The 25,661-nt window shown below is 71.9% G+C and carries 25 protein-coding genes and 1 pseudogene; 14 read left to right on the top strand and 12 right to left on the bottom strand.

Features of this window, described 5'->3' with window-relative positions; translation table 11 throughout:
• Positions 1–16 precede the first annotated feature (16 nt).
• From ACZ6CV_RS25460 to ACZ6CV_RS25445, 4 genes and pseudogenes are all read left to right on the top strand, one after another.
• The gene (locus ACZ6CV_RS25460; protein WP_362373161.1) at positions 17–433 is read left to right on the top strand and encodes a YciI family protein; all 417 of its coding nucleotides are present in this window, start codon (positions 17–19) and stop codon (positions 431–433) included.
• Positions 427–1,672 (top strand): annotated as a pseudogene (locus tag ACZ6CV_RS25455) (RNA polymerase sigma factor). Before ACZ6CV_RS25460 ends, ACZ6CV_RS25455 begins: the two are co-directional and overlap by 7 nt.
• A gap of 173 nt (positions 1,673–1,845) precedes the next feature.
• Positions 1,846–2,589 (top strand): sulfite exporter TauE/SafE family protein, encoded by a 744-nt coding sequence (locus tag ACZ6CV_RS25450; RefSeq protein WP_469253003.1) that lies wholly within the window; start codon positions 1,846–1,848, stop codon positions 2,587–2,589.
• Positions 2,590–2,791: 202 nt separating this feature from the next.
• The gene (locus ACZ6CV_RS25445) at positions 2,792–3,130 is read left to right on the top strand and encodes a hypothetical protein (RefSeq protein ID WP_469253002.1); all 339 of its coding nucleotides are present in this window, start codon (positions 2,792–2,794) and stop codon (positions 3,128–3,130) included.
• On the opposite strand, the gene asnB is transcribed toward ACZ6CV_RS25445, so the two are convergent.
• The 3 genes from asnB to ACZ6CV_RS25430 all read right to left on the bottom strand — a co-directional run bounded on the left by asnB (position 3,103) and on the right by ACZ6CV_RS25430 (position 6,277).
• Complete coding sequence (gene asnB, locus ACZ6CV_RS25440) at positions 3,103–4,944, bottom strand: asparagine synthase (glutamine-hydrolyzing) (protein ID WP_469253001.1); 1,842 nt, start codon at positions 4,942–4,944, stop codon at positions 3,103–3,105. The genes ACZ6CV_RS25445 and asnB overlap by 28 nt on opposite strands.
• Positions 4,945–5,115: 171 nt before the next feature.
• Positions 5,116–5,634, bottom strand: coding sequence for a 2Fe-2S iron-sulfur cluster-binding protein (locus ACZ6CV_RS25435; protein WP_469253000.1), 519 nt, complete (start codon positions 5,632–5,634; stop codon positions 5,116–5,118).
• Positions 5,635–5,713: 79 nt separating this feature from the next.
• Entirely contained in the window at positions 5,714–6,277 is a 564-nt protein-coding gene (locus ACZ6CV_RS25430) for a TetR/AcrR family transcriptional regulator (protein WP_469253034.1), read from the bottom strand.
• A 233-nt stretch (positions 6,278–6,510) separates the two neighbouring features.
• On the opposite strand from ACZ6CV_RS25430, the gene ACZ6CV_RS25425 reads away from it, so the two are divergent.
• Positions 6,511–7,476, top strand: a complete 966-nt coding sequence (locus tag ACZ6CV_RS25425; RefSeq protein WP_469252999.1) for a DMT family transporter — start codon at positions 6,511–6,513, stop codon at positions 7,474–7,476.
• Here the strand turns inward: ACZ6CV_RS25425 and ACZ6CV_RS25420 are convergent.
• On the bottom strand, positions 7,427–8,068 hold the full coding sequence (locus ACZ6CV_RS25420) for a TetR/AcrR family transcriptional regulator (RefSeq protein ID WP_469252998.1): 642 nt from the start codon (positions 8,066–8,068) through the stop codon (positions 7,427–7,429). The two genes, ACZ6CV_RS25425 and ACZ6CV_RS25420, sit on opposite strands and share 50 nt — an antisense overlap.
• Positions 8,065–9,537, bottom strand: a complete 1,473-nt coding sequence (locus ACZ6CV_RS25415) for an MFS transporter (RefSeq protein WP_469252997.1) — start codon at positions 9,535–9,537, stop codon at positions 8,065–8,067. The genes ACZ6CV_RS25420 and ACZ6CV_RS25415 overlap by 4 nt, the downstream gene beginning before the upstream one ends.
• Before the next feature lie 246 nt (positions 9,538–9,783).
• On the opposite strand from ACZ6CV_RS25415, the gene ACZ6CV_RS25410 reads away from it, so the two are divergent.
• The 5 genes from ACZ6CV_RS25410 to ACZ6CV_RS25390 all read left to right on the top strand — a co-directional run bounded on the left by ACZ6CV_RS25410 (position 9,784) and on the right by ACZ6CV_RS25390 (position 14,973).
• Positions 9,784–10,671, top strand: a complete 888-nt coding sequence (locus tag ACZ6CV_RS25410) for a Gfo/Idh/MocA family protein (RefSeq protein ID WP_469252996.1) — start codon at positions 9,784–9,786, stop codon at positions 10,669–10,671.
• Between the two features lie 422 nt (positions 10,672–11,093).
• On the top strand, positions 11,094–11,915 hold the full coding sequence (locus tag ACZ6CV_RS25405; RefSeq protein ID WP_469252995.1) for an MmyB family transcriptional regulator: 822 nt from the start codon (positions 11,094–11,096) through the stop codon (positions 11,913–11,915).
• A 164-nt stretch (positions 11,916–12,079) separates the two neighbouring features.
• A complete protein-coding gene (locus tag ACZ6CV_RS25400; RefSeq protein WP_469252994.1) occupies positions 12,080–13,120 on the top strand; it encodes a PhlD in 1,041 nt (346 codons plus the stop codon).
• A 73-nt stretch (positions 13,121–13,193) separates the two neighbouring features.
• Entirely contained in the window at positions 13,194–14,015 is an 822-nt protein-coding gene (locus ACZ6CV_RS25395) for an alpha/beta hydrolase family protein (protein ID WP_469252993.1), read from the top strand.
• 169 nt (positions 14,016–14,184) lie between these two features.
• The gene (locus ACZ6CV_RS25390) at positions 14,185–14,973 is read left to right on the top strand and encodes a GNAT family N-acetyltransferase (protein ID WP_469252992.1); all 789 of its coding nucleotides are present in this window, start codon (positions 14,185–14,187) and stop codon (positions 14,971–14,973) included.
• An 81-nt stretch (positions 14,974–15,054) separates the two neighbouring features.
• On the opposite strand, the gene ACZ6CV_RS25385 is transcribed toward ACZ6CV_RS25390, so the two are convergent.
• The 5 genes from ACZ6CV_RS25385 to ACZ6CV_RS25365 all read right to left on the bottom strand — a co-directional run bounded on the left by ACZ6CV_RS25385 (position 15,055) and on the right by ACZ6CV_RS25365 (position 19,906).
• A complete protein-coding gene (locus ACZ6CV_RS25385) occupies positions 15,055–15,606 on the bottom strand; it encodes an isochorismatase family protein (RefSeq protein ID WP_362373187.1) in 552 nt (183 codons plus the stop codon).
• A gap of 68 nt (positions 15,607–15,674) precedes the next feature.
• On the bottom strand, positions 15,675–17,159 hold the full coding sequence (locus ACZ6CV_RS25380; RefSeq protein WP_469252991.1) for an MFS transporter: 1,485 nt from the start codon (positions 17,157–17,159) through the stop codon (positions 15,675–15,677).
• Positions 17,156–17,599: a MarR family winged helix-turn-helix transcriptional regulator gene (locus tag ACZ6CV_RS25375; protein WP_469252990.1), complete on the bottom strand. Its 444-nt coding sequence runs from the start codon at positions 17,597–17,599 to the stop codon at positions 17,156–17,158. The genes ACZ6CV_RS25380 and ACZ6CV_RS25375 overlap by 4 nt, the downstream gene beginning before the upstream one ends.
• A 142-nt stretch (positions 17,600–17,741) precedes the next feature.
• A complete protein-coding gene (locus ACZ6CV_RS25370; protein WP_469252989.1) occupies positions 17,742–19,463 on the bottom strand; it encodes a chitinase in 1,722 nt (573 codons plus the stop codon).
• An 89-nt stretch (positions 19,464–19,552) separates the two neighbouring features.
• Positions 19,553–19,906 carry a winged helix-turn-helix transcriptional regulator gene (locus tag ACZ6CV_RS25365; RefSeq protein ID WP_469252988.1) on the bottom strand — a complete coding sequence of 118 codons (354 nt, stop codon included), beginning with the start codon at positions 19,904–19,906 and terminating at the stop codon, positions 19,553–19,555.
• A gap of 97 nt (positions 19,907–20,003) precedes the next feature.
• Here ACZ6CV_RS25365 and ACZ6CV_RS25360 point away from each other — a divergent pair, with 97 nt between their 5' ends.
• Complete coding sequence (locus tag ACZ6CV_RS25360; protein WP_469252987.1) at positions 20,004–20,885, top strand: NAD(P)-dependent oxidoreductase; 882 nt, start codon at positions 20,004–20,006, stop codon at positions 20,883–20,885.
• A 37-nt stretch (positions 20,886–20,922) separates the two neighbouring features.
• Here the strand turns inward: ACZ6CV_RS25360 and ACZ6CV_RS25355 are convergent, their stop codons facing one another.
• Positions 20,923–22,149, bottom strand: coding sequence for an acyl-CoA dehydrogenase family protein (locus ACZ6CV_RS25355; RefSeq protein WP_469252986.1), 1,227 nt, complete (start codon positions 22,147–22,149; stop codon positions 20,923–20,925).
• Between the two features lie 164 nt (positions 22,150–22,313).
• Here ACZ6CV_RS25355 and ACZ6CV_RS25350 point away from each other — a divergent pair, with 164 nt between their 5' ends.
• Positions 22,314–22,958, top strand: coding sequence for a TetR/AcrR family transcriptional regulator (locus ACZ6CV_RS25350; protein WP_355806920.1), 645 nt, complete (start codon positions 22,314–22,316; stop codon positions 22,956–22,958).
• Positions 22,959–22,960: 2 nt separating this feature from the next.
• On the opposite strand, the gene def is transcribed toward ACZ6CV_RS25350, so the two are convergent.
• Positions 22,961–23,500 carry a peptide deformylase gene (gene def, locus ACZ6CV_RS25345; RefSeq protein WP_469252985.1) on the bottom strand — a complete coding sequence of 180 codons (540 nt, stop codon included), beginning with the start codon at positions 23,498–23,500 and terminating at the stop codon, positions 22,961–22,963.
• 152 nt (positions 23,501–23,652) lie between these two features.
• Here def and ACZ6CV_RS25340 point away from each other — a divergent pair, with 152 nt between their 5' ends.
• Entirely contained in the window at positions 23,653–24,891 is a 1,239-nt protein-coding gene (locus ACZ6CV_RS25340; protein ID WP_355806916.1) for a MurT ligase domain-containing protein, read from the top strand.
• 39 nt (positions 24,892–24,930) lie between these two features.
• Positions 24,931–25,659, top strand: coding sequence for a type 1 glutamine amidotransferase (locus ACZ6CV_RS25335; RefSeq protein ID WP_355806914.1), 729 nt, complete (start codon positions 24,931–24,933; stop codon positions 25,657–25,659).
• The last annotated feature ends 2 nt before the right edge of the window (positions 25,660–25,661 follow it).

Below are 25,661 nucleotides of genomic sequence, written 5' to 3'. Positions count from 1 at the left end.
GCCTAGGAGCGAAGTCATGAAGTATCTGGTGATGGTCCAGGGATCGCAGGCCGACTACGAGGCGATGGCGGGCAAGCCCTCCGGGGACCGCCCCGCCTGGAGCGAGCAGGAGCTGCAGGCCATGTTCGCCTTCATGGGCGAGCTCAACAACGATCTGGCCGAGTCCGGCGAGCTCATCGACGCGCAGGGGCTCTCGGAACCCGCGCAGGCCCGCTTCGTCAGCAAGGGCAAGGACGGCCGACCGGTGATCACCGACGGCCCCTACGGCGAGACGAAGGAGGTGCTGGCCGGGTACTGGCTGCTCGAATGCGAGAGCCTGGAGCGGGTCACCGAGATCGCCCAGCGCGTCCTGGAGTGCCCCGGGCCCGAGGGCCTCGTCGAGCCGCCCGTCGTCATCCGGTCGGTGCCGGACTCCGCGGGAGGCGAATGTTGAGACGTACGACCGAGGTCGAGGACCTGTTGCGCCTGCACGCGCCGCAGGTCCTCGGCGCGCTCGTGCGTCGTTACGGCCATTTCGGCGCCGCCGAGGACGCCGTCCAGGAGGCGCTGCTCGCCGCAGCCCGGCAGTGGCCCGAGCAGGGCCTGCCGGAGAACCCACGGGGCTGGCTGATCAAGGTCGCCTCGCGCCGTCTGACGGATCAACTGCGCGCGGACGAGGCGCGGCGGCGGCGCGAGGAGGACGCGGCGCTGCTCACCCCCAGGGACGCCTGCACCGCTCCCGCGCCGGGTGAGAGCCGCGCCCCGGCGGACGACGACACCCTCACGCTGCTGTTCCTGTGCTGCCACCCGGAGCTGACCCCGGCCGCGCAGGTCGCGCTGACACTGCGGGCCGTCGGCGGTCTCACGACGGCCGAGATCGCCCGCGCCCACCTGGTGCCGGAGGCGACCATGGCGCAGCGCATCAGCAGGGCCAAGGGACGGATCAAGGGGGTGCCGTTCCGGCAGCCGGGGCCGGAGGATCGCGACGCCCGGCTCGCCGCGGTCCTCCAGGTGCTCTATCTGATCTTCAACGAGGGCTATACGGCGACCTCCGGCGACGCGCTCCACCGTGCCGAGCTCGCCCGGGAGGCGATTCGCCTGACCCGCGCCGTGCGCCGTCTGCTGCCCCACGAGGGCGCGGTGACCGGCCTGTTGGCGCTGATGCTGCTCACCGAGGCGCGTACGGCCGCGCGGACCGGACCGCACGGCGAGCTGATCCCGCTCGACGCACAGGACCGCGGCCGCTGGGACCGGCGGGCGATCGACGAGGGCACGGCGCTCGTCGAGGAGGCGCTCTCCCAAGGCCCGCCGGGTGCCTATCAGTTGCAGGCGGCGATCGCGGCTCTCCACGACGAGGCCCCGAGCGCGGACGCCACCGACTGGCCGCAGATTCTCGCGCTGTACGACCATCTCGTACGCCGCACCCACGAACCCATGGCCGAGCTCGGCCGGGTCGTGGCCTGCGCCAATGGTGCACGGCCCCCATGCCGGCCTCACCGAACTCGCCGCGCTGGAAGACCGCCTGACGGGTCATCACCGACTGGAGGCGGTACGCGCCCACCTCCTGGAAAAGGCGGGCGACACCGAAGGCGCCCGCGCCGCCTACCGTCTGGCGGCCCAGGGCACCCTCAGCCGCCCCGAGGCCCACTATCTGCAGACGCGCGCCGCCCGGCTGCCGACCGGAGATGCGTGAAGGTGTTCCTGGGTACCCGTGTCACCGACTCCCCGTCCTCCTAGGAATGCCTTGGAGGACTGCAAGGAAAGCCGAGGATTGACTTGGGTTTCCGCCGGCAGCAAGATCGTCACTGGTCCGGGCGGCGGGCCGAACCCGCACGGCAGGAAAGGTGACAGGTGGAACCGCTCGAAATGGTGGCTGTCGGAATCGCCGGCGTCGCGGCAGGCAGCCTCAACGCGGTGGTCGGGTCCGGCACCCTCATCACCTTTCCCACCCTGCTCGCCTTCGGCTTCCCGCCGGTCCTCGCCAACGTGTCGAACAACATCGGCCTGGTGCCGGGCACGCTGAGCGCCGCGTACGGCTACCGCCGGGAGATGAAGGGACAGTTCAGGCGTCTGGTGCGGTTCGGCACGGCCTCCCTCATCGGCGGCCTGATCGGCGCGCTGCTCCTGTTGAAGCTGCCCGCCGACGCCTTCCAGGCGGTGGTCCCGGTCCTCATCCTGACCGCGTGCGTCCTCGTCCTGCTGCAGCCCCGGCTCGCCCGCAGGCTCAAGGAGCGGGAGACTCCCGCGCGCAAGGACGGCGGGATACCGATGTGGTGCGGGGTCCTCGCCACCGGCATCTACGGGGGCTACTTCGGCGCCGCCCAAGGGGTCCTGCTCATGGGCCTGTTCGGCGCCTTCCTCCTGGACGACCTGCAGCGGCTGAACGCCGCGAAGAACGTGCTCGCCTCGCTCGTGAACGGCGTCGCCGCCGTCCTCTTCATCATCGTGGCGGACATCGACTGGACGGCCGCAGGGCTGATCGCGCTGGGCTCGACGGCGGGCGGCCTGATCGGCGCGCGCTACGGCCGCAAGCTCCCCCCGGTGGCGATGCGTGCCTTCATCGTCGTCGTCGGCGTCACGGCTTCGGTGATCATGCTCGTACGCCAATGACACAGCTCACACCCCGAGGCCCCCGGCCGGGGAACGCACACCCATGGTTTATCGTTGAACATGATGTGGCCCCGACCGAGATTCCCCCGTCCGGTCGGGGCCGCACTCCATTGACGTGGGCGTCTTCCGCTGTTTTCACGCCTTCGAGGGCGAATATGCCAACCGCACCGCGTCACACACGCCCGAGCGGCATCATGCGTCCATGGACGGTGCCAAGCCTGTGCAGGTCTTGTTCACGCCCGACGAGTACGCCGCGATCGTGCGCCACGCGGACGGGCTCGGGGTGCCGGTGGCCGAGTTCATCCGCCGCGCCGTGACCGTCCGGGCCGAGGAGCAGCCCGGCCCGTGCCAGTCGTCCGACACCCGGCGCGGAGCTGCCGTGCCGCCGGTCCAGCGGGGTCTCGGCCCGGACGGGACCCCGGCGCTCCAGCGATTCCTCGACATTCTCGCCACGTCGGCGGAGCGCGAGGACGGCCCGGGACGGTGCGGAGCCGGGCCGGCCGGCGAGGAGGCTCAGGAGAGGACGAGCTCCGGCTCGTAGAGCTCCAGCCAGATCGCCAAGTCCAGGGTCCGCTCCAGATCGCGCCGGGAGGCCTGGGTGATCTGCGGCGCGCCCCGTTCGGCGGCCCGCGCCGCCCGCTCCCGGTCCACCAGCCGGAAGACCGGGTGCTCGGGCTGGGCGAGCAGCTTCTTGACGTGCTCCTGGAGGGCGACGGCGTACTTGGGGTCCTGCGTCGAGGGGTACGGGCTCTTCACCCGGTCGTAGACGGAGCGGGGCAGCACGTCGGCGGTCGCCTCGCGCAACAGGCTCTTCTCCCTGCCGTCGAAGGACTTCAGCGCCCAGGGCGTGTTGTAGACGTACTCCACGAGCCGGTGGTCGCAGAAGGGCACCCGCACCTCCAGGCCGACGGCCATGCTGGCGCGGTCCTTGCGGTCGAGCAGGATGCGCACGAACCGGGTCAGGTGCAGGTAGCTGATCTTCCGCATCCGGAACTCGAAGTCGCTCTCGCCGTCGAGGCGCCGGATGTCGGCGACGGCCGCCGCGTAGCTCTGCTCGACGTAGCCCGGCAGGTCGAGCGCGGCGGTGAGCTCGGGGCGCAGCACGCCGGAGTCGTCCCCGAAGTGGTCGGCGAACTTCACCAGCCACGGGAAGGTGTCGGCGGCCCGCGCCTCCTCGTCGAAGAACTGCAGATAGCCGCCGAAGACCTCGTCGGCGGACTCCCCCGACAGCGCCACCGTGGAGTGCTCGCGGATGGCACGGAACAGCAGGTAGAGGGAGGCGTCCATGTCGCCGAAGCCCATGGGTATGTCCCGTGCGCGGATCATCTTGGCGCGTACGTCGGGGTCGGCGAGGGCGTGCGAGTCCAGGACGATGTCGCGGTGCTCGGTGCCCGCGGACTCCGCCACGTCGTGCACGTAGGGGGTGTCGGGCGTGCCGCGCAGCTCGTCGGCGACGAAGTTGTCGGTCTGGCCGACGAAGTCGACGGCGAAGCTGCGTACCGTCTCCCCCGCCTCGGTCAGTTGCCGGGCGGCGAGGGCCGTCATCGCCGAGGAGTCGAGGCCGCCGGAGAGCAGGGTGCAGCGCGGCACGTCGGAGACGAGCTGGCGGCGCACGATGTCGTCGAGGAGCTCGCGCACCTTGGCGATCGACGCGTCGCGGCCGTCGGTGTGCGGACGGGTCCGCAGCGACCAGTAGACGTGCCGGCGCAGTCCGGAGCGGTCGACGCTCACGACGGTGCCGGGCTCGACCTCGCGCATGCCGTCCCACACGGCGTGGCCGGGCGTCTTGACGACGGCGAACAGTTCGCGCAGGCCGTCCAGGGTGACGCGCCGCCGGGCCAGCGGGTTGGCGAGGATCGCCTTGGGCTCGGAGCCGAACAGGACGCCGTCGGGGGTCTCGTAGTAGTAGAAGGGCTTGATGCCCATGCGGTCGCGGATCATGACGAGCTTGTCGTCACGCGCGTCCCAGATGGCGAAGGCGTACATGCCGTTGAGGCGCTCCGCGACGGCCTCGCCCCATTCGAGGTAGCCGCGCAGCACGACCTCGGTGTCCGACGCGGTGGCGAACCGATGGCCTCGGTCGGCCAGTTCGTCGCGGAGCTCGGTGAAGTTGTACGTCTCCCCCGAGTAGACGAGGGCGACGGTTCCGGTGGGCGTCTCGACGGTCATGGGCTGCCGGCCGCCGGGCAGATCGATGATCGCCAGACGGCGGTGCCCGAGGCCGGCGGGCCCGCCGGTCCAGGTGCCGCGGTCGTCGGGACCGCGGCAGGACATCGTCTCCGTCATGGCGTCCAGAGTGGTGGACTCGGCCGTCAGATCACGGTCGAAGGAGACCCAGCCGGTGATGCCGCACATGCGCTTTCCTTCCACTGCCGCACTAGATGTATCTAGCACCTACCTCTGCAGCGTGCGCCTGCGACTGCGTACGGTCAACGCCGCAGGGGTCGCTGCCCGCCCATCGACCCCTGCGGTTTCAGCCGCTCTTTACCGGGGCGAGACGATGTGTCGTGAGGGCGCCACACCGGCTCACCCGGCGGGTTCGGAGGCGAGGACCCGGCCGGAACGAAGGATTCCGGCCACAGGCAAAGACTTGTCCACGATCGGCCTCGCCGGTGTCACACCTCGAAGCCGCCTCCCCACCCGCTCACAGGTCCACGACGATGCGCGCAGAGCGTGTGCGCGAGACGCATGGATACATCCGGCCCGCCGGGCGCCGATGTCGTCGCGGTGGTCGATGTCGCCCTCGGTGACGGCGATTTCGCAGCTGCCGCAGACGCCTTCCCGGCAGCCGACGGACAGTGGATACCCGGCGTGGGTCAGCGCGTCGAGCAGCGACTCGTCCGCCGGGACCGCGACCGTCCTGCCCGACCTGCGGCAGACGGCCTCGAACGCGACGTCGGGGCCGACCGGCCCGGCCGACGGACGGAAACGCTCCACGTGCAGCCGTTCCGCGGGGAACACCGCCTCGGCCGCGGCCAGCAGCGAGGCCGGGCCGCAGCAGTACACCAGGGCGTCCGCGTCCAACTTCGCGGCCAGCGCTCCCAAGTCCGGCCTCCCCTGGCTCCGGGCGGCGACGACCCGCGCCGACTCCGCGTGCTCGGCGAGGAGTTCGGCGACCGCTACCTCAGCGGCCCGCCCCGCTGAGCCGCAGCAGGTCCGCCGCGTCCTCGCGCGCCTCGTCGAGGGCGTCGGGGAAGATGCGCAGTCCGTGCGCCACGAGAGCGCCCTCGTGCAGCAGCATCAGCGCCCGCCCCAGCCGGGCCGAACCCGACGGGGCGATCTCTCCGGCGAGCTCGGTGAAGAGCGCGAGCATCCAGGCCTTCTGGCCGGCGATGATCGGGTACGCGGGGTGGGCGGGATCACTGATCTCGGCGTGCGCGTTGACCATGGTGCAGCCCTTGGCCAGATGGCCCTCGGCCCAGTCGCGTACGGCGTCGAAGACGGCCAGGATCCGGTCCTCAGGTGTCGTCGCGGCCGCCAGGTACGGGGCGAGGAAGGCGCGCCAGCGCTCGTCCCGGTCGGCGAGGTACTCGACGACGATCTGCTCCTTGGAGCCGAACCGGTCGTAGAGGGTCTTCTTCGTCACCCCGGCCTCGGCGGCGATCAGATCGACGCCGACGGCGTGGATGCCGCGTTCGTAGAAGAGCCGGCTCGCGGCTTCAAGGGCGCGCCGGGCCCCCGGCGTCAGGGCGATGCGCCGCGGCGTCGCCGCCTCGCTCGCTGCGCCGTTCTCCGTGCCACCCGGCGCCCCGCTCGCCGTTCCGGCGCCCATCCCGTGCGCGTCCGCAGCCATCGCATCGTCAGCCATGCCTCCCATAGTAGACCGATCTGTATACCGATCTGTATGCTCGACGACAGGTAAACAGATCGGTTTACTCGCTCCGCCTCGCGCAGCTCCACGACGCATGACGGGAGAAATCCATGAACGTCCTGCTATCGACCGCCTTCGTGCTCACCTGGAGCTCCGGGTTCATCGGGGCCAAGCTGGGCGCGGGCAGCGCGTCCGCGGTGACCGTGCTGATGTGGCGGTTCCTGCCGCTGGCCGTCGTCCTCGGGCTCGTCGCCGTGCTCTGCGCGCGGGCCTCCTGGCGCGGACTCACAGTGCGCGATCTCGGCCGGCAGGCCGCCGTCGGTGCCCTGTCGCAGAGCGGCTACCTGCTCACCGTGTACTACGCCATCCAGCTCGGCGTCTCCAGCGGGACGACCGCGCTCATCGACGGCACCCAGCCGCTGGTCGCGGGCGCGCTCGCCGGACCGCTGCTCGGCCACTACGTCTCACGCACCCAGTGGGTCGGCCTCGCCCTCGGCGTGAGCGGCGTCGTCATCGTCACCGCGGCCGACGTCTCGGGCGGCGGCGACGCCGCGTGGTGGGCGTATCTGGTGCCGTTCCTCGGCATGTTCTCCCTGGTGGCCGCCACCTTTCTGGACCGGCGGGCGCCGCGCGCCGTGGGGCCCGCGGTGTCGCTGACGGTCCACTGCGTCACCAGCGCCGTCGTCTTCACGGGACTCGCGCTGGCGGCGGGCGCCGCCACGCCGCCCGCCGAGGCCTCCTTCTGGGCGGCGATCGGCTGGCTCGTGGCGCTCTCCACCTTCGGCGGCTACGGCCTGTACTGGCTGATCCTGCGGCGCTCGGGCGTCACGCAGGTCAATACGCTGATGTTCCTCATGGCCCCGGTGACGGCTCTGTGGGGCGCCCTGATGTTCGGTGAGCCCTTCGGCCCGCAGACGATGGCGGGCCTGGCCGTCGGGCTCGCGGCGGTGATCGTGGTCCGGCGGGGTGCGCGCGCCGCGGGCGATGCTTCTCATACGCGCCGTGCGACCACGCCAGTGGCCGAGGTCAGCCGGGCGTCAGGAAGTCCTGCACCGCGGGCGCGTACCGGTCGGTGATCTCGGTGATGTCCGCGGCACGAAGATGCGGGCCACGGGCGATGCCGTACATCACGCCGAGGCCGAGCAGCATGCCGACGGCGAGCTCCGCGCGCAGCCCCGCGTCCGGCCCCGACAGCCGCTCGCTCAGCCGCTGGGCCACCTGCGCGCGGAAGTTGGCGCGCAGGATGTCGCCCTGCTCGCCGTGGAGCGGGGCGAAGACGATGCGCAGGATCGGGTCGGCGCCCCGCTCCGCCTGGCCGGTGAGCAGATGGCGGACCATGTGCCGGCCGAGCTCGCCCAGCGGCGCGTCGAGGAACTCCTCGGCATCGGTGTCGAAAGACATGATCCGGGAGAACAGCGCGTCCTTGTTGCCGAAGTACTTCAGGATCAACGGGGCGCTCACCCCGGCCCGTTCGGCCACCGCCTTGAGGGTGATGTCACCGTGCGCGTGCCGCGCCAGGAGATGGCGGGCGGCGCGCACGATGGCGCTCTTGGTCGCCTCGGCGTCCCTACGGCCGGCGGGCACCGGGCCCCCGTCCGCGTCCCCGCTCCTGCTCCGGCCCTCCAGCCCGCCCCGGCCCTCCAGCGTGTTCCCGTTCACGTCCGTCATCTTCCCTCCAGGGCGGTCTCCTGGGCGGGCCCGCCGTGCCCGGTGGACGTCCGCCCGCCTTCCTGGACCGTGTCCGAGGGTATGGCCAGGGCGGCCGCGCAGGCGACGAGCGCCACGGCTCCCGCCATGGCGAAGGCGAGTTGGTAGCCGCCCAGGGTGGGGAACCGGAGGCCGCCCGCGGTCGCGGTGTGGTGCACCAGGATCGCGGCGACGGCCGCGCTGGAGACGCTCTGCCCGATGGTCCGCATCAGGACGTTCACCCCGTTCGCGGAGGCGGTCTGCTCGACCGGCACCGCCCGCAGGATCAGGGTGGGCAGCGCCGAGTACGCGAAGGTGGTCCCGGTCGACACCACCGCGGCGCCCACCATGATCACCCACAACTCCCTGCTGTCGACGATCCGTACGGCGTATCCGAGCGCCATGAACAGCGCGCCGACGGCCAGCGTCGCCCGGGGGCCACGTGCCGTCGAGACACGCGCCGACACCGGCGAGAGGACCAGCATGATCACCCCGTTGGGCAGCAGGCACAGGCCGGTCGCCACGATGGACAGCTCCAGGCCGTATCCGCTCGCCGCGGGCGCCTGCACGAGTTGCGCCGTCACCAACGAGTTGGCGTAGAAGGCGAATCCGGCGAGGAGCGCGGTCACGTGCGGCAGCGCCACGCGCCGCCCGGACGCCAACCGCAGGTCCACGAGCGGCTGTTCGGACCGCAGTTGCATCCGCCACCACAGGCAGAGGACGACGAAGGACCCCACGAAGAGCCCGACGACCGGTCCGCTTCCCCACCCCCACTGGCCGCCCTGCGACACGGCGAGCAGCAGACAGACCAGTCCGGCGGCCAGGCCCAGCGCGCCCCAGGTGTCGAACCGTCCCGCCGAGCGCACCGGCGACTCCCGCACGGCCCACCGGGCGAGCAGGAGCCCGCCGGTGCTGAGGGCGGCCGTCGCCCAGAACATGGCGTGCCAGTCCGCGTACTGCACGATGAGCGCGGCGAGCGGCAGCCCGAGCGCGGCGCCGATCCCCACCGTGGAGCTCATCAGGGCGACCGCCGACGCGGTGCGTTGCGGCGGGAGTTCGTCCCGCAGAATGCTGATGGACAGGGGCACCACGGCAGCGGAGGCGCCCTGCAGGGCGCGCGCGGCGATCAGCAGCCGGACGTCGGAGGTGAGCGCGCAGAGCACCGAGCCCCCGGCCATCAGGCCAAGGGCGATGAGCAGGACGCGCCGCTTGCCGTACATGTCGCCGGCCCGTCCGAGTACCGGCGTGAGAACGGCTCCGGACAGCAGGGTGGCAGTGACCAGCCAGGAGACGGCGCCCGCCGAACTGTGCGTCAGGCGGGGCAGATCGGGCAGCAGCGGCACGACCACGGTCTGGGTGACGGCCATGAGGATGCCGCCGAAGGCCAGCACCGGGACGGCCAGTCTGGCGCGCAGGTCCCGCGCGTCACCCGGTATCGGAACGGTCCCCATGACGTCTCCCCCCACTCGTTCACCCTTTCCAAGGTGAATTCGAATTCACCATAGCGGGTGAATGCGTATTCACCTCGTGGCAATGGGGAGAGAAATGGTGGAGCCCGGCGGATTCACGGCTCGCCGCGTACGTACCCTCGGCGGCGGCCGGTGCGGTGGCGCGTCGTGGCCGTCGACCGCCTCCTCGGGCGGAACGGCTTACGCCGGGGAGCCCGTCGCCGCACGGCGTCGGTCATACTGCCGCCCATGAACCGACTCCGTATCGGCCTGGTGGGCACGGGTCCCTGGGCCTCCGCGACCTATGCGCCCGCGCTGGCCCGGCACCCCGGCGTCGAGCTCGGCGGCATCTGGGGCCGCCGCCCCGAGGCCGCCGCCGAACTCGCCGACGCCCATGGAACCAGGGCCTTTTCGGACGTGGACGCGTTGTTCGCCGCGAGTGACGCCGTGGCGTTCGCGGTGCCACCGGACGTCCAGGCGCCGCTCGCGGCGCGGGCCGCGGCGGCAGGCTGCCATCTGCTGCTCGACAAACCGGTGGCCACCACGGTGGAGGGGGCGCGCGAACTCGCGGCGGCGGTCGAGCGCGCCGCGGTGGCGTCCGTGGTCTTCTTCACGCTGCGCTTCGCCGCCGTCACCTCGGCCTGGGTGACTGAACAGGCCGCCGCCGGCGGCTGGTTCACCGGCCGCGCCGACTGGTACGGCGCCTTCTACGCTCCGGACGGCGACGCCCCGTACGCCTCACCGTGGCGCGCGACCCGGGGCGGGTTGTGGGACGTGGGCCCGCACGCGCTGTCGATGCTGCTGCCCGTGCTCGGCGATGTGACGGCCGTGACGGCGGCACCCGGGCCCCGGGACACCGTGCATCTGATCCTGCGGCACACCGGCGGGGCGTCGAGCACGGCGGCGCTCAGTCTCACCGCGCCCGCCAAGTGCGCCGGGCTGACCGTCGAACTGCGCGGCGAGGGCGGGACGGTGGTCATGCCGGCGTGGGAGGAGACGGGTGACGCGATCCGGACGGCCGTCGACGAACTCGTCGCGTGCGCGAGCAGTGGCAGGGCACATCCCTGTGATGTGCGGTTCGGGCTGCGGGTCACGGAGATCCTGGCGCAGGCGGAGGAGTGCCTCGCGGCCACGTGAACAACCACGGGCGGTCGGTACCGTGGCCGCTACGTAATGGCGAGTGACGGCACCGACCGCAGCCGGTGGCCCTATCAAACCGGTGCGGGAAGAAGAGCCGCGCGGTCCCGTACTGCTCCGATTCCGTCCACGCAGACCGGAATACGAACAGTTGTCCCACGCGCTTCCCACATCGGCCCCATAGGCCTAGGGGGTACCCAATGCCGGGGAATTTCAGCCATTCTCGAGCTCCCCGGACAAGATGCCCCGCTGTTGTGCACGGGTGCCCGCCGACGATCAAACCTGCAGGTCGGTGACCCCGCACGCTCCATCATGCCCGAGCGACTGATCGTTTTCTTCGGGCAATGTTTACTACCAAAGCCGATGTGAATATTTAGACTGATCACGCTCCAACTCGGCGTGCACCAAGGGGATTACCCACCATGAACAAGTCGGCGCTCCGCGCTCTGCTCCGCGAACGACGCGGCCTCATAGCCCCGGAAGCGCACGGCTTCGCCCGCCCGACGGGTCAGGGGCGGCGCGCGCCCGGCCTGTCGCAGCATCAGGTCGACCAGCTCCTGCACCGCACGTTCGGGACGTACCACCGGCTGGAATCCGGCAATTACCCCAACCCGCCGACCTCCCTTCTCCGGGACGTCGCCCGGCTGTTCGGCCTCAACGAACAGGAGTGGGTCTCCCTCTGTCGCTACGCGCTGCTCCAGGACCCGCCGGGACCGCTGCACCTCTCCTCCGGCAAAGAGGTGCCCGGCGTCTGGCAGGAGGCCGTCGACGGCATCGGACACATGGCGTACGTGACGGACGCGTCCTGGGAGATGCTCGCCTTCAACACGGCGTTCGCGGGCATGTTCCCGAACGGCAAGGTGCCGGCCAACACCCTGCGGTGGATGCTCCTCGACCCGTGCGGCCGCGAGACCCTGCTGGACTGGCACGCCGCCTGGGCCCCGATGGTGCTGCCGCAGCTGCGCGCCGCCCTGGCCGCCCGGCCGGACGACGACATCCTGCGGCAGATCGAGAAGGAGGTCCTCGCCGATCCGGAGACCGCGGACCTGTACGCCGCCGGCACCTCGCATCCGCATCCCGACGGGGACGAGCGCCCGCTGCTGCACGCCCTGGAGGGCCCCGGCTGGGTCACCATGTGCGCGGCGCAGCCCATGACGGCGCCCGGCTCTCGGCTGATGATCCTGGTCTTCCACGCCGGCACGCGGCGCAGCCCCACGCGCACGCCGATCCTCCGCTCGGAGTGATCCTCGGTAACGCTTCCCTGTAGCTCCATGGCCGTACAAATATTCGAATCGTCGTGGCCGCCGGGCACCGGACCGCAGCGATCCGGATCTCGACAGGGCACTCGGCGCACAGTGCAGTACGTTGGCCACAGCTGTCCTATTGCACATCCCCGGGGAGCCGCCCCGTGACCGCTCACCTGCTCAGGCCGCACACCGTCGTCGGTGACCACAAGGTCACGACGGCCGAGATCGCCGACGACGTGAGCGCGCACCACGCCGACCATCCGCGCCTGCGCGCCCTGCTCCGCGTGATCGGCAACAGCGGGGTGCAGACCCGCTACTTCACCCGGCCCCTCGACTCCCCCACGGTGTCCGGAACCACCGACGTCGGCGAGCGCGTGCGCACTGCCTTCGCCGACTCGCTCGCGATGGCCGAGCGTGCCGCGGTGTCGGCACTGGACGCGGCGGGGCTCGCCCCGTCGGACGTCGACGCGATCGTCACCACGCACACCACGAGCTGGACCGTGCCCAATCTGGACGTCCATCTGGTGTCCCGGCTCGGCCTGCGTCCGGACGTGCGCCGTGTCGCGCTCAGCACGGTGGCGTGTCCCGGCGGCACGCAGGCCCTCATCCGCGCCGCCGACCTCCTCGCGGCACGGCCGGGCAGCAAGGTGCTCGTGGTGGCCGCGGAGGTGCTCTCCAGCATCTACCACCACAGCGACACCGGCATCGAGTCGATGATCTACAAGGCGCTGTTCGGCGACGCGGCGGCCGCGACGGTCGTGACCGACACCCCGCTGGGGCCGGGGCTCGCCGTCGACGACACCTTCGAGTACGTGCTGCCGGACAGCCTGGAGCGCCAGCGCGGCCGGATGGCCGTGGACGGAATCCACTTCGACTCCACGAAGCAGGTCCTGGCGGCGGTCACCGACGTGATGCCCCGCCTGCTGGAGTGGCTCGGACCACGACAGCTCGACTTCGCCGTGCTCCATCCCGGCAGCCCGCGCATCATCGCCGACACGGTCGCGGCCCTGCGCCTGGACGAGCACGCGGCACGGCACTCCACGGACACGCTCAGCCACGAGGGGAACCTCGGCGGGGTCAGCATCCTGCGGGTCCTGGAACGCACCCACGCGGATCCGCCCGCGGACGGCGCGGAGGGCGCCGCCATCGCCTTCGGCCCCGGCTTCGCGGCGGCGGCGCTGCGGTGCCGCTGGCTGGCGTAGACCTCGACGATTCCCGGCGGGTTTCCGGCTCGGGGCTGTGTACGCGACCGGGGCGCGGGGAGAGACTGACGCGGTGGATACCGTCGACATCCGACACGTCACATTCGCCACCGGCCCCGTGCCGCTGGCCGGCACTCTGGGGCTGCCGCGGCGAGGAGAGTCGGTCCGCGGCGGCGTGGTGCTGGTCGGAGGGTCCGGGGCGTCCGACCGGGACAACGACACCTTCTTCCCGCCGCTGCGCCGGCACTTGCTGGACGCGGGGTTCGCCGTGCTCTCCTACGACAAACGCGGCGTGGGCGAGTCGTCCGGTGACTGGCGCGCCGCGACGCTGGCCGACCTGGCGGCTGACGCGGCCGCCGCGCTGGTCTTCCTCAGGTCTCGGCCCGAAGTGCGGTCCGGGGCGGCGGGACTGTTCGGCCACAGCGAGGGCGGCTGGGTCGTGCTGCGTGCGGCGACGGGCCGGGACGACATTCGCTGGGTCGTCACCAACGGTTGCCCCGCGACGACGCCGGCGGTGCAGGAACGCCACGCACTGGCCCGCCACGTACAGGAGGCGCACGCCGACAGCCAGAGCGCCGTCGAACGCGTCCTGGCCCTGTACGACCTTCTCGTCGCAGCAGGGCGGCGTGACGCGGACTTCGCGACGGCGGCCGGGCTCGTGGACGCGGCAGGCGCGCCCCCGGGCTGGCGTACCACTGGGACGGGATGGACGACCGTCTTTGGACGTTCCTCAAGCGGAAGCAGGACCACGATCCGGTCCCCGACCTGCTCGGGCTGCGCTGCCCCCATCTGGCGTTCTTCGGCGGCGCGGACCCGTTGGTTCCCGTCGCCGACAGCGTCCGCACGCTCGGCGGGATCGCCTGCCACGCGTCCCGCCACCGCCGGGCGACGCTGACGGTGGAGGTCCTTCCAGGAGCGGATCATCGGCTGCGGTTGCCGGGTGCCACGGAGCCGGCGCCGGAGTATCTGGACCGGCTGACGCGCTGGCTGCGGCAGAACTGACCGCCTGCCGCGCCGCCCGAAATCCGATTGCCGTCGCCCCTCCCGCCTGCTGAGGTGACCCCATGGATCACGCAGCGGCGCTGGCCGCGTACGACCTGCAGATGCGGCAGAGAGCGGTGGGCGAAGGCGAAGGGACGCGGATCGAGCGTACCGGCGGTGTCGTACGGGCGACGGGGGCGGCGCACGACTGGAACGGCGTCCTGTGGGCCGACATGGACTCGGCGACGGCCGACGCCGTGATCGCGGAGCAGGTGCGCCACTTCACCGACGCGGGAAGGGAGTTCGAGTGGAAGCTGCACTCGTACGACCGTCCCGCGGACCTCGCCGAGCGGCTCCTGGCCGCCGGGTTCGAGGCCGAGCCGACGGAGACCCTCATGGTCGCCGAGGCCGACGCCCTGCCTCCGGGCCCCGGCCTCCCCGACGGCGTCCGGCTGCTCACGGTGACGGACGCGGCGGGCGCGCGGCTCATGGCCGAGGCCCATCTGGCCGCTTTCGGGGAGGACGACACCGAACTCAGCGAGCGCCTGGCCCGGCGCGTGCTCGACCGGCTGACACAGGCCCCGGACGAGATCGTCGCGGTCGTCGCCATGGCCGGGGACCGGCCGGTGTGCGGCGCGCGGATCGAGCTCCGCCCGGGCACCGACTTCGCCGGCCTCTGGGGCGGCGGCACCGATCCGCGGTGGCGCGGCAAGGGCATCTACCGCGAGACGGTCGCCCACCGCGCCCGGATCGCCGCCGAGCGCGGTTACCGCTACCTGCAGGTCGACGCCTCGGACGACAGCCGCCCCATCCTGGACCGGCTCGGGTTCAGCACGCTCTGCACCACCACGCCGTACGTGTACCGGCCGTAGCCGCCGAGTCCGGCGGGCCGGGGCTCCCGGCTCCCGGCTCCCGGCTCCCGGCTCCCGGCTCCCGGCTCCCGGCTCCCGGCCTCAGCCGAGCAGCTTGGCGATGGCCTCCGCCGTGTCCGTCTCGCCCAGGCGCGGGAAGATCTTCTCCACGCTGTTGCGGTGGGCGTCGGCGTCCATGTCGGTCACGGCGTCGACGGCCACGGTGACGTGGTAGCCGTGCTCGTGCGCCGCGCGGGCCGTCGACTCCACGCCGATGCTGGTCGCGATGCCGGTGACGACGACCTGGGTGACGCCTCGGCGGCGCAGCTGCAGGTCGAGGTCGGTGCCGTAGAACGCGCCCCACTGCTGCTTGGTGACGACGATGTCGCCGTCCGCGCGCCCGAGTTCGGGCACCAGCTCCGCCCAGTCCGCGGGCACGTCGCCGCCGCGTGCCGGGGATTCGGTGCGGCCGGGGGCGCCGCCGGTCACCCGGACCAGGACCACGGGCAGGCCACGCTCGCGGAAGGCGTCGGCAAGCGCCGCTGACCGTTCGACGATCTGCTGCGCGGGGTGGGCGGTCGGCAGTGCGGTGATGCCCTTCTGGAGGTCGACGACGACGAGGGCGGTGGTGGGGTCAAGGACGGTGGCGGTCATGGGGGGTGCCTTTCTCTGGTGCTCTTGCTCTGGTGCTCTTGCTTGTCAGGTGAGTTCGGGCAGGTCGGTCAGGGGGCCGGCTTCGTGCGGCCGGGGCGGCCGGGGCGGCCGGACCGGAGCGCCCGGTCCGACACCGTCAGGACGATCAGGGCCAGCGCCAGCACGCCGCCGACGGCGCCCATCAGGTGGAGCCCGCCGTCGTCGGCCCGCTGCCCGTAGGCGAGGCCGATCAGGCCGGAGGCCGTGATGGCGCCGAGGTACTGGGCGGTGCGCTGGAGCCCCGCCGCGGCGCCGATCGCGTCGGCGGGCGCGTACTGCTGCACGGCCGCCTGGTTGGCGGTGCCCATCAGCCCCTGCGGAACGCCGAAGCACGCGCCGATGACGAGCAGCGCGGCGAGCGGTGTGGCACCCGACGTGCCGAGCAGCAGCGCGCTCCCCGCGGCCAGCAGCACGGCGGCCACGGTGAGCGGCGCCCGGATGCCCTTCGTCCGCGCCCCGATCAGGGAACAGGCCAGCGCGGCAAGGGACATGGGCAGCATCACGAGTCCGGTGTGCAGCGACGAGTAGCCGCGCTCCTCCTCCAGCCACTGCGTGAAGCCGTACATCACGCAGTACACGACGAGATAGCTGAGGCCGTGCCGCAGATACGTGCGGGCGAGCGCGCGGTTGGCGCCCAGCATGCGCAGGTCGATGAAAGGGCTCGGGTGGCGCAGCTGCCACCAGGTGAGCACGGCGCCGAGTACGGCGGTGGGGGCGAGCAGCCACCACATCGGGTCGCGCAGGTCGAGGAGGAAGACGACGAGGCAGCAGAGCGCTCCGGTGAACAGGAGTATGCCCAGCGGATCGAGCCCGCCGGTCCGGCCGCCGCCTCCGGTGGCCTTACCGCGCAGCCCGTCGGCCTCCCGTACGTCCGTGCCCTTGGCTCGGGCGTCCGCACGCGGCGGGTCCTTGGGGATCCAGCGCAGGGCGCTGCCGTACGCGAGGAGCGCCACCGGCACGTTGACGGCGAAGATGCCGCGCCAGCCCGCGGTCGCGACGAGGAGGCCGCCGAGCGTCGGCCCGACGGCCGCGCTGCCGAGCGCCGCGAAGGAGAGGCGGCCGAGGACGGTGCGCGGCGTGGGGCGGCCGAGGCGCACGGACTCGCCGCGCAGGACGGCCATCGCCGCCGGGTACGCGGCCGACGTCCCGATGCCGAGCAGCAGCCGGGAGACGAGCAGCCAGCCGAAGCCGGGGGCGAGCGCCCCGACGAGACCCGACGCGACGACGACCACGAGCCCGCCGAGGAAGACCCGGCGTGGTCCGATGCTGTCGGCGAGTCTGCCGAGGACGGGCTGGCCCACGGCGCTCGCGAGGTAGAGCACGGAGACGAGCCATGCGGTGTCGGAGGCGCCGACGCCGAAGTCGTGGCCGATCGCCACCAGGCCGGTGGAGATCATCGTGGTGTTGAGCGGGTTGAGCAGGGAGCCGAGGAGCAGGGGCGCGGTGAGTCGCGCGCCGAAGCCGGGCCGCTCCTGCGCCGCCGGGTCCGCCCGTGCGGGAGATGCGGCTCTCACTTGCCCACCAGTCGCTCCAGGAGCTCGACGGCGTCGGCCAGTTGGCGCCGCTCGGCCGGGTCGAGCTCCTCGGCGACGGCCACCGACAGCCAGCTCTGCTTGGCGGCGCGCGCGTCGGCGAGGGTGCGGCGGCCCTCGTCGGTCAGGGAGAGCACGGACTGCCGCCCGTCGTCCGGATCGGGCGTCCGCTCGACGAGCGCCAGGGACTCCAGGGCGCTCACGGTCATCCGCATCGACTGCGGCCGTACGAATTCCGCGCGTGCCAGGCCGGCGGTGGTCGCCGGGCCCTCGCGGTCGAGCCGGGCGAGCACGGACCGCTGCGTGGGGCTCAGGCCGCTCCCGGGCGACGCGCCGCGCAGCCTGCGCACGAAGCGCCCGACGACGTTCGTGAGGTCGGCGGCGACTTGCTCCGGCGTGGGATCGCCCAGGTGCTCGCTCATGTCTCGACCCTACGAGATTGACAGGCAAACTTGCAAACTTGCCTGTCGACCTGAATCAGCAACCATCCCTCGGCACCGCAACACCGCGGCACGGAAAACGGGCGGGCCCGCACACGGCCCGCCCGCTCTGCCACCGGTTTCGTTACGGGAGGCCGTGCACCTTCGGGCCGACGGAGCCCGACCACGCGCCGCCCGCCGTCGCGTCCCAGTTCGTGGACCACGTCATGGCGCCGCGCAGTCCCGGGTACGTCTTCGACGGCTTGAAGGAGCCGCAGCCGGTGCCGCGGGCCAGACAGTCGAGAGCGTTGTTCACGACGGAGGGGGCCACGTAACCGCTGCCCGCGGCGCGCGTCGACGCGGGCACGCCGAGACCGACCTGCGACGGGTCGAGGCCGCCCTCGAGCTGGATGCAGGCGAGCGCGGTCAGGAAGTCGACGGTGCCCTGGCTGTAGACCTTGCCGTCGCAGCCCAGCATCGAACCGCTGTTGTAGTACTGCATGTTGACGACCGTGAGGATGTCCTTCACGTTCAGCGCCGTCTGGAAGTACCCGCCGGACGTGGACTGCATGTCGATGGTCTGCGGCGCCATCGTGAGGACCAGCTTCGGGCCCGCCTTCGCGGCGAGCTGGCGCAGCGCCTTCGTCATGTAGGTGGGGTTGAGGCCGTTCTCCAGGTCGATGTCGACGCCGTCGAACCCGTACTCCCGCATCAGGGCGTAGGCGCTGTCCGCGAACGCCGTGGCGGAGGCGTCGCTGTTGACCGAGACGCTGCCCTTCTCGCCGCCGACCGAGAGGATCACGGACTTGCCCGCGGCGCGCTTCGCGGCGATGTCCGCCTTGAAGTCGGCGGTGGAGGAGTAGCCGACGGCCGGGTCCAGGTTGAAGGCGATCTGTCCCGGCGTGGAGGTGGCGTCGGCGAAGGAGACGGCGATGATGTCGTACTGCGCCGACACGTCCCGCAGCTTCTGCACGGTCGCGCCGTTGTTGAAGTTCTGCCAGTAGCCGGTCAGGGCGTGCTTGGGCACGGTGCCGCCGTCCCCGCCGCCCGCCTTCGCGGTCCGTGCGGACACCGCCGCCGACTTCGGCGACTCGCCTGCCGCGTTCACGGCGCTCACCTGGAAGCTGTACGCGGTGTCCGGCGTGAGACCGGTGACGGTCGTGGACGCGCCGCCGACCGAGGCGACCTTCGTGCCGTCGCGGTAGACGGTGTACCCGGTGGCGGTGGACACCGGCGTCCAGGACAGGTCCACCGACGTCGACGTCATGGCGCCCGCCGCGAGGCCGGCCGGCGCGGGCGGTATCTCCACCGGGTCGGTGCCGCCGCCCCCGTCGGGCCCGAGGACGCTCACGTCGTCGACGTAGTACGCGCCCTGCCCGTACCAGCCGTGCGTGTACACGGTGACCGACGTCGTGTTCGCGCCGGTGCTGAAGCTGGTGGAGAGCTGCTGCCAGGAGGAGTTGCCCGGCGTCCAGGTCGTCACGTCGGTGGTGCCGGTGCCGCGGGCACCGAGGTAGACGTAGCTGCCCTGCACCCAACTGCTGAGCTTGTACGTGGAGTTGGGCTTCACGGCGACGGTCTGGGAACACTCGGCGGTGTCCTGGCCGGACGGAGCGGCCTTGAGGGCCTTCGCCCCGTCGTGCACGGGTGCGGTGACGGAGGCGCCGCTGTTCGCGGCGCAGGTCCAGTTGCTCAGACCCGCTTCGAACCCGGCGTTCTTGGCGACATTGACATCCGCCGCCGCGGCGTCCGCCGACTGCGCGGGTGCGGCGAGCGCGGTGACGGCCAGCGCGGCGGCCGCGCCGACGCCGATCACCGCGCCGAATCTCCGGCGCATGCCGGGGCGGCCCTGACGTACACGGTCCACGGATTACCTCCAGGGAGAGGTACAGCACGGAAGTGAACGACGGTGGCCACCGCTACTGCGGGCAAAGCTGGTCCAGACCAATCGAGTTGTCAAGGTCTCCGGACGGACAAAGTCGAGCGCTCGCGCCCCCAGGCGGCCAGCGGCTCGAGTGCCTCGTTGAGGCGCTGACCGTCCCCGGTCAGCGAGTACTCGACGCGGGGCGGCACCTCGTCGTAGGAAACGCGGCACACGACGCCGTCCGTCTCCATCTCGCGCAGGTGCGAGGCCAGCACCTTCTCGGTGATCCCGGGAAGCAGTCGACGCAGCTCGCCGAAGCGGCGGCAGGGGTGCTCGTGGAGCGCCCAGAGGATCAGCACCTTCCACTTGCCGCCGATCACTTCCATCGCGGTGTCGATCCCGCAGACGTGTCCGTCTGGTGCGCCCGGCCGGTTCAGCGTCGTCATGCCCCCACCCCTCTGACGTGCTCGCTCACCTCAGGGTAACCACCCACTCCGAAGTGCGTACTTGATCGGCTGCGGGCCTGTGACCAGCCTTGACGGCATGACACAGCACACCGTTGAGAAGACCTCCGTCACCCTGCTCGGCCTCGGCGCGATGGGCACCGCGCTGGCCCGTACCTGGCTTGCGGCGGGCCACCCGCTCACCGTCTGGAACCGCACCCCGGCCCGCGCCGCGGCGCTCGCCGCCGAGGGCGCGAGCGTCGCGGACAGCGCCGCCGAGGCGGTCGCGGCCAACACCCTGGTCTTCGTCTGCCTGTTGGACGACGCCTCCGCCGAGGAAGTCCTCGCCGACGCCGACCTGACCGGCAAGGACCTGGTCAATCTGATCACCAGCACCCCTGCCCAGGCCCGCGCCCGCGCCGCGTGGGCCGACCGGCGGGGCGCCCGCTACCTCGACGGCGGGATCATGGCCGTCCCTCCGATGATCGGCGCCCCGGAAGCCGGCGGCTACGTCTTCTACAGCGGCTCGCGGGAACTCTTCGAGCAGCACCGGGCAACCCTGGCTGTCCCGGCCGGCGCCACCTACGTCGGCGAGGACGCGGGGTTCGCGGCCCTGCACGACGTGGCCCTGCTCAGCGCCATGTACGGGATGTTCGCCGGGGCCGCGCACGCCTTCGCCCTGATCCGCAAGGAAGACATCGACCCCGCCTCGCTCGCCCCGCTGCTCGCCGACTGGCTGGTCGCGATGGCCCCGGCGGTGCATCAGACCGCCGGCCAGCTGCGCAGCGGCGACTACACCGAGGGCGTCGTCTCCAACCTCGCCATGCAGGTGGCCGGCGCGCCGACCTTCCTGAGCACGGCCGAGCAGCAGGGCGTCAGCCCGGAACTGCTCAGCCCCTACTTCGCCCTGATGCGCCGTCGCCTGGCCGAAGGCAGCGGCGAGGAAGGCCTCACGGGCGTGATCGACCTGCTGGTGCGCTGACAGCACCCGATGACGCCGCAGCCGTCCACGCCCGCGCTCAGCGGATCGGCATCCCCGACAGCGTCCGCGCGATGACGAGGCGCTGGATCTCGCTGGTGCCCTCGAAGATCGTGTAGATCGCGGCGTCGCGGTGCATCCGCTCCACCGGGTACTCGCGGGTGAAGCCGTTGCCGCCCAGGATCTGGACCGCCTGGGCGGTGACCTTCTTGGCGACCTCGCTCGCGTACAGCTTCGACATGGAGCCCTCGGCCGACTCGAACTTCTTGCCGGTGGAGGCCATCCAGGAGGCGCGCCACACCAGGAGGCGGGCCGCGTCGATCTGGGTGCGCATGTCGGCGAGCTGGAAGGCGACGCCCTGGTTGTCGATGATCGGGCGGCCGAACTGCGTACGCGTCTTGGCGTACTCCAGGGCCTCCTCGTACGCGGCGCGGGCCGTGCCCACCGCCATGGCGCCGACCGCCGGGCGGGAGGCCTCGAAGGTGGCCATCGCGGCGTTCTTCACCCGCTCACCGCCCGACTTGGCGCGCTCCCGCGCGCGGGCCATGCGCTCGTCCAGCTTCTCCTTGCCGCCGAGCAGGCAGTGGCCGGGCACGCGCACGTCCTCCAGGACGACCTCGGCCGTGTGCGAGGCGCGGATGCCGTGCTTCTTGAACTTCTGCCCCTGGGACAGGCCGGGGGTGTTCGGCGGGACGATGAAGGAGGCGTGCCCCTTGGAGCCGAGCTCCGGGTCGACCACCGCGACGACCACGTGGACGTTGGCGATGCCGCCGTTGGTCGCCCAGGTCTTCGTGCCGTTGAGGACCCACTCGTCCTTGGCCTCGTCGTAGACGGCGCGGGTCCGCATGGCCGCCACGTCGGATCCGGCGTCCGGCTCGGAGGAGCAGAAGGCGGCGACCTTCACGTCGTTCACGTCGCCGTACATCTGCGGGATCCAGGTGCCGATCTGCTCCTCGGTGCCGTTGGCGAGGACGCCGACGGCGGCCAGACCCGTGCCCATGATGGACAGGCCGATACCGGCGTCGCCCCAGAAGATCTCCTCGGTCGCCATCGGGATGCCGAGGCCCGAAGGGTCGAAGAACTGCTGGGCGTAGAAATCGAGCGAGTAGATCCCTATCTTCGCGGCTTCCTGGATGATGGGCCACGGGGTCTCTTCGCGCTCGTCCCACTCGGCGGCCGCGGGGCGGATCACATCGGCGGCGAACCCGTGGAGCCAGTCCCGGACCTCCTTCTGTTCGTCGTTGAGCTCCATGGTGAACTCGGCCATGACCCCTCCAGGACCTGCGATCAACTGCGACGTTACTTGCGGTAACCGCAGTGTGTTACCGGCCAGTAGTCCATGTCAACTCCCGGCAGCCCGTTCGATGGGCACCCGCCGGCGGGTGTTACGTTGCGCGTGCGTCACCGATTCAGCACGGGCGGGGAGAAACGATGGAGACCACGCAGCGGACCGATCAGCAGCGGTCCGCGGAGCACCGACGGCGCGAGCTGCTCGAAGCCGCCGACCGAGTGGTGCTCCGCGACGGCCCCGGCGCCTCGATGAACGCCATCGCCGCCGAGGCGGGCATCACCAAGCCCATCCTCTACCGCCACTTCGGCGACAAGGGCGGCCTGTACGCGGCGCTCGCCAAGCGGCACACGGACGCCCTCCTCGAAGCCCTGCGCGCCGCGCTCGACGCACCCGCCGAGCGCAGGGAACGCGTCGAGGCCACCCTCGACACCTACCTCGCGGCCATCGAGGCCCGGCCCCAGGTCTACCGCTTCCTGATGCATCCGTCCGAGGCCCCCTCCCCCGGTGAGCAGGGCTTCGACGTCGGACTGCACTCCGCCCCGCTGCTGCGCCGACTCGGCGAGGAGCTCGCCGAGGTCATCGAGGAGCGCGTCGACCTCGGCCCGGAGGGCGCCGAGCTCGCCCGGGTGTGGGGACACGGCATCGTCGGCATGATGCACGCCGCAGGCGACTGGTGGCTCGGCGAACGGCCGTGCCCGCGCGCCCAGTTGGTGCGCAGCCTCGCCGATCTGCTGTGGGGCCGGCTCGCCGCCGCCGGCAACCGCGTCGGCGGGCCCGGGTTCTGACCTCAGTCGTTCCAGGGGGCCTTGGCGGCGGCCCGCAGGACCCTGCGGCGCCGCCAGCCCGTGACGTGGTCGGTGTAGACACCGCCGTCCAAGTGGTCGCACTCGTGCTGGAGACAGCGCGCGAACCAGCCCGTGCCGTGCACCCGGACCGGCTCCCCGCGAAGATCGAAGCCCTCGACCACGGCGTGGTCGAAGCGCGGCGTGCCCGCCTCCAGACCGGGCAGCGACAGACACCCCTCGGGGCCCCGCACGATCACCCCATCGGCCTCGACGAGCGTCGGATTGACCACGTGTCCGAGATGGCGGACGTCCTCGTCGTCCGGGCAGTCGTACACGAACACCCGCCGGCCCACGCCGATCTGGTTCGCGGCGAGCCCCACCCCCCGGGCGGCGTACATCGTGGCGAACATGTCCTCGACGAGCTGCGCCAGTTCGGGACCGAAGTCGGTGACCTCCTCGCACGGCGCGTGCAGCACAGGGTCACCGAGCAGGGTCAGAGGTCGTACGCGCCCCGAGGCGCCCGGGATCGTGCCGTGTCGCATGGCGGCAAGAGTACGGTCCAGGGACAGGAGCGGCACCGGCGAGGTGTCGCGGTGGTGCCGTGATTCGGGCTTGTCTGTGGATCTCGATAGGCTGGGCAGCGAATCGATGCCGGGGGCAGGCGCGGCGCCGTACGCAAGGAGGATCTCGACAGATGTCAGGCAACACGGACCCGCTGTCGCCGCGGGCCAAGCTGGCCGTGACGGCGGGCAAGGCGGCCGCGGCGGTGTCACGCGCGGCGGGCCGCGGCAGCGGATCGGTGATCGGCGGCAAGGTCGCGCTCAGGCTCGACCCCGAACTGCTCGGACGGCTCGCCACGCACCTGGACGTGGTCCTCGTGTCGGCCACCAACGGCAAGACGACCACCACGCGTCTGATCGCCGAGGCGCTGCGCGCCAGCGGCCCGGTCGTCTCGAACGCGCTGGGCGCGAACATGCCCGCCGGAATCACCTCCGCCCTCGCGGGCGGCTCGGACGCGCGGTTCGGCGTGATCGAGGTCGACGAGAAGTACCTCGCGGGCGTCGCCCGTGACGTCGACCCCAAGGCGATCGCGCTGCTGAACCTCTCGCGCGACCAGCTGGACCGCGCCGCGGAGACCCGCATGCTCGCCGAGCACTGGCGCGAGGGCCTGGCCGGTTCCAAGGCCGTGGTCATCGCCAACGCCGACGACCCGCTGGTCGTCTGGGCGGCCTCCTCGTCGCCGAACGTGGTGTGGGTGGCCGCGGGCCAGGAGTGGAAGGACGACGCCTGGTCGTGCCCCTCCTGCGGTGGCGTCATGCAGCGTCCCGGGGACGACTGGTTCTGCGGCGAGTGCGGCTTCCGCCGTCCGGCGCCCAGCTGGGTGCTCTCCGGCGACCACGTCCTGGACCCGCACGGCTCGGCCTGGCCGATCCACCTGCAGCTGCCGGGCCGGGCGAACAAGGCCAACGCCGCCTCCTCGGCGGCCGTCGCCGCCGTGTTCGGCGTGCCGCCGCAGGTCGCCCTGGAGCGCATGTACCAGGTGCAGGCGGTCGCCGGTCGCTACGACGTCGTGCAGTTCCAGGGGCGCGACCTGCGCCTGCTGCTCGCGAAGAACCCCGCGGGCTGGCTCGAAACGTTTTCGCTGATCGACCCGCCGCCGACCCCGGTGATCCTCTCGGTGAACGCGCGCGGCGCCGACGGCACCGACACCTCCTGGCTGTGGGACGTCGACTACACGCGCCTGGCCGGTCACCCGATCTTCGTGCTCGGCGACCGCAAGCTGGACCTCGCGGTGCGCCTGGAGGTCGCGAACCTGGACTTCCGCGTCTGCGAGAGCCTCGACGAGGCCGTGCAGCTCGCCCCGCCCGGACGCATCGAGACCATCGCGAACTACACCGCGTTCCAGGACCTGCGCCGCCGCGTCGGCAACTGACCCGCCCGGCCCTCTAGATCTTCGTAGGGACAAATGAGCATGAGCGACAACAGCCTGCGGCTGGTGTGGGTCTACCCCGACCTGCTGAGCACGTACGGAGACCAGGGCAACGCCCTGGTCGTGGAGCGCCGCGCCCACCAGCGCGGCCTCCAGGTCGAGCGCTACGACGTGCGCAGCGACCAGCCGGTGCCCACCTCCGGTGACATCTACCTGATCGGTGGCGGCGAGGACCGTCCGCAGCGCCTCGCGGCCGAGCGGCTGCGCCGCGACGGCGGCCTGCAGCGGGCGGTGGGCAACGGCGCGATCGTCTTCTCGGTCTGCGCCGGCTACCAGATCCTCGGCAACGAGTTCATCAACGACCTCGGCCAGCGCGAGCCGGGCCTCGGCCTGCTCGACGTGGTCTCCACTCGCGGCGAGGGCGACCGGTGCGTCGGCGACGTCCTCGGCGACATCGACCCGCAGCTGGGTCTGCCCCCGCTGACCGGTTTCGAGAACCACCAGGGCATCACGCACATCGGCCCGTCGGCGCGCCCGTTCGCGCGCGTCACGCTGGGCCGGGGCAACGGCACGGGCGACGGCACCGAGGGCGCGTACAACGGCACCGTCTTCGGTACGTACATGCACGGTCCCGTCCTGGCCCGCAACCCGCTCATCGCGGACCTGCTCCTGAAGCTGGCCCTCGACGTGAACGCGCTGCCGCCCACGGACGACCGCTGGTACGAGGCGCTGCGCAACGAGCGCATCGCGGCCGCCCAGCAGCCCGCGTAACC

The sequence above is a fragment of the Streptomyces sp. NPDC041713 genome, assembly GCF_055591085.1.
This window is presented reverse-complemented; position numbering and strand designations above follow the sequence as displayed.

Excerpts from the sequence above, each read along its gene's own strand:
- ACZ6CV_RS25445 (WP_469253002.1), top strand. The coding sequence starts at position 2,792 with ATGGACGGTGCCAAGCCTGTGCAGGTCTTGTTCACGCCCGACGAGTAC.
- ACZ6CV_RS25340 (WP_355806916.1), top strand. The coding sequence starts at position 23,653 with ATGTCAGGCAACACGGACCCGCTGTCGCCGCGGGCCAAGCTGGCCGTG.
- asnB (WP_469253001.1), bottom strand. The coding sequence starts at position 4,944 with ATGTGCGGCATCACCGGCTGGGTCTCCTTCGACCGTGATCTGACGGCC.
- ACZ6CV_RS25415 (WP_469252997.1), bottom strand. The coding sequence starts at position 9,537 with ATGGGGACCGTTCCGATACCGGGTGACGCGCGGGACCTGCGCGCCAGA.
- ACZ6CV_RS25355 (WP_469252986.1), bottom strand. The coding sequence starts at position 22,149 with ATGGCCGAGTTCACCATGGAGCTCAACGACGAACAGAAGGAGGTCCGG.
- ACZ6CV_RS25360 (WP_469252987.1), top strand. The coding sequence starts at position 20,004 with ATGACACAGCACACCGTTGAGAAGACCTCCGTCACCCTGCTCGGCCTC.
- ACZ6CV_RS25365 (WP_469252988.1), bottom strand. The coding sequence starts at position 19,906 with ATGACGACGCTGAACCGGCCGGGCGCACCAGACGGACACGTCTGCGGG.
- ACZ6CV_RS25390 (WP_469252992.1), top strand. The coding sequence starts at position 14,185 with ATGGATCACGCAGCGGCGCTGGCCGCGTACGACCTGCAGATGCGGCAG.
- ACZ6CV_RS25375 (WP_469252990.1), bottom strand. The coding sequence starts at position 17,599 with ATGAGCGAGCACCTGGGCGATCCCACGCCGGAGCAAGTCGCCGCCGAC.
- ACZ6CV_RS25385 (WP_362373187.1), bottom strand. The coding sequence starts at position 15,606 with ATGACCGCCACCGTCCTTGACCCCACCACCGCCCTCGTCGTCGTCGAC.
- ACZ6CV_RS25450 (WP_469253003.1), top strand. The coding sequence starts at position 1,846 with ATGGTGGCTGTCGGAATCGCCGGCGTCGCGGCAGGCAGCCTCAACGCG.
- def (WP_469252985.1), bottom strand. The coding sequence starts at position 23,500 with ATGCGACACGGCACGATCCCGGGCGCCTCGGGGCGCGTACGACCTCTG.
- ACZ6CV_RS25350 (WP_355806920.1), top strand. The coding sequence starts at position 22,314 with ATGGAGACCACGCAGCGGACCGATCAGCAGCGGTCCGCGGAGCACCGA.
- ACZ6CV_RS25460 (WP_362373161.1), top strand. The coding sequence starts at position 17 with ATGAAGTATCTGGTGATGGTCCAGGGATCGCAGGCCGACTACGAGGCG.
- ACZ6CV_RS25405 (WP_469252995.1), top strand. The coding sequence starts at position 11,094 with ATGAACAAGTCGGCGCTCCGCGCTCTGCTCCGCGAACGACGCGGCCTC.
- ACZ6CV_RS25335 (WP_355806914.1), top strand. The coding sequence starts at position 24,931 with ATGAGCGACAACAGCCTGCGGCTGGTGTGGGTCTACCCCGACCTGCTG.
- ACZ6CV_RS25410 (WP_469252996.1), top strand. The coding sequence starts at position 9,784 with ATGAACCGACTCCGTATCGGCCTGGTGGGCACGGGTCCCTGGGCCTCC.
- ACZ6CV_RS25425 (WP_469252999.1), top strand. The coding sequence starts at position 6,511 with ATGAACGTCCTGCTATCGACCGCCTTCGTGCTCACCTGGAGCTCCGGG.
- ACZ6CV_RS25420 (WP_469252998.1), bottom strand. The coding sequence starts at position 8,068 with ATGACGGACGTGAACGGGAACACGCTGGAGGGCCGGGGCGGGCTGGAG.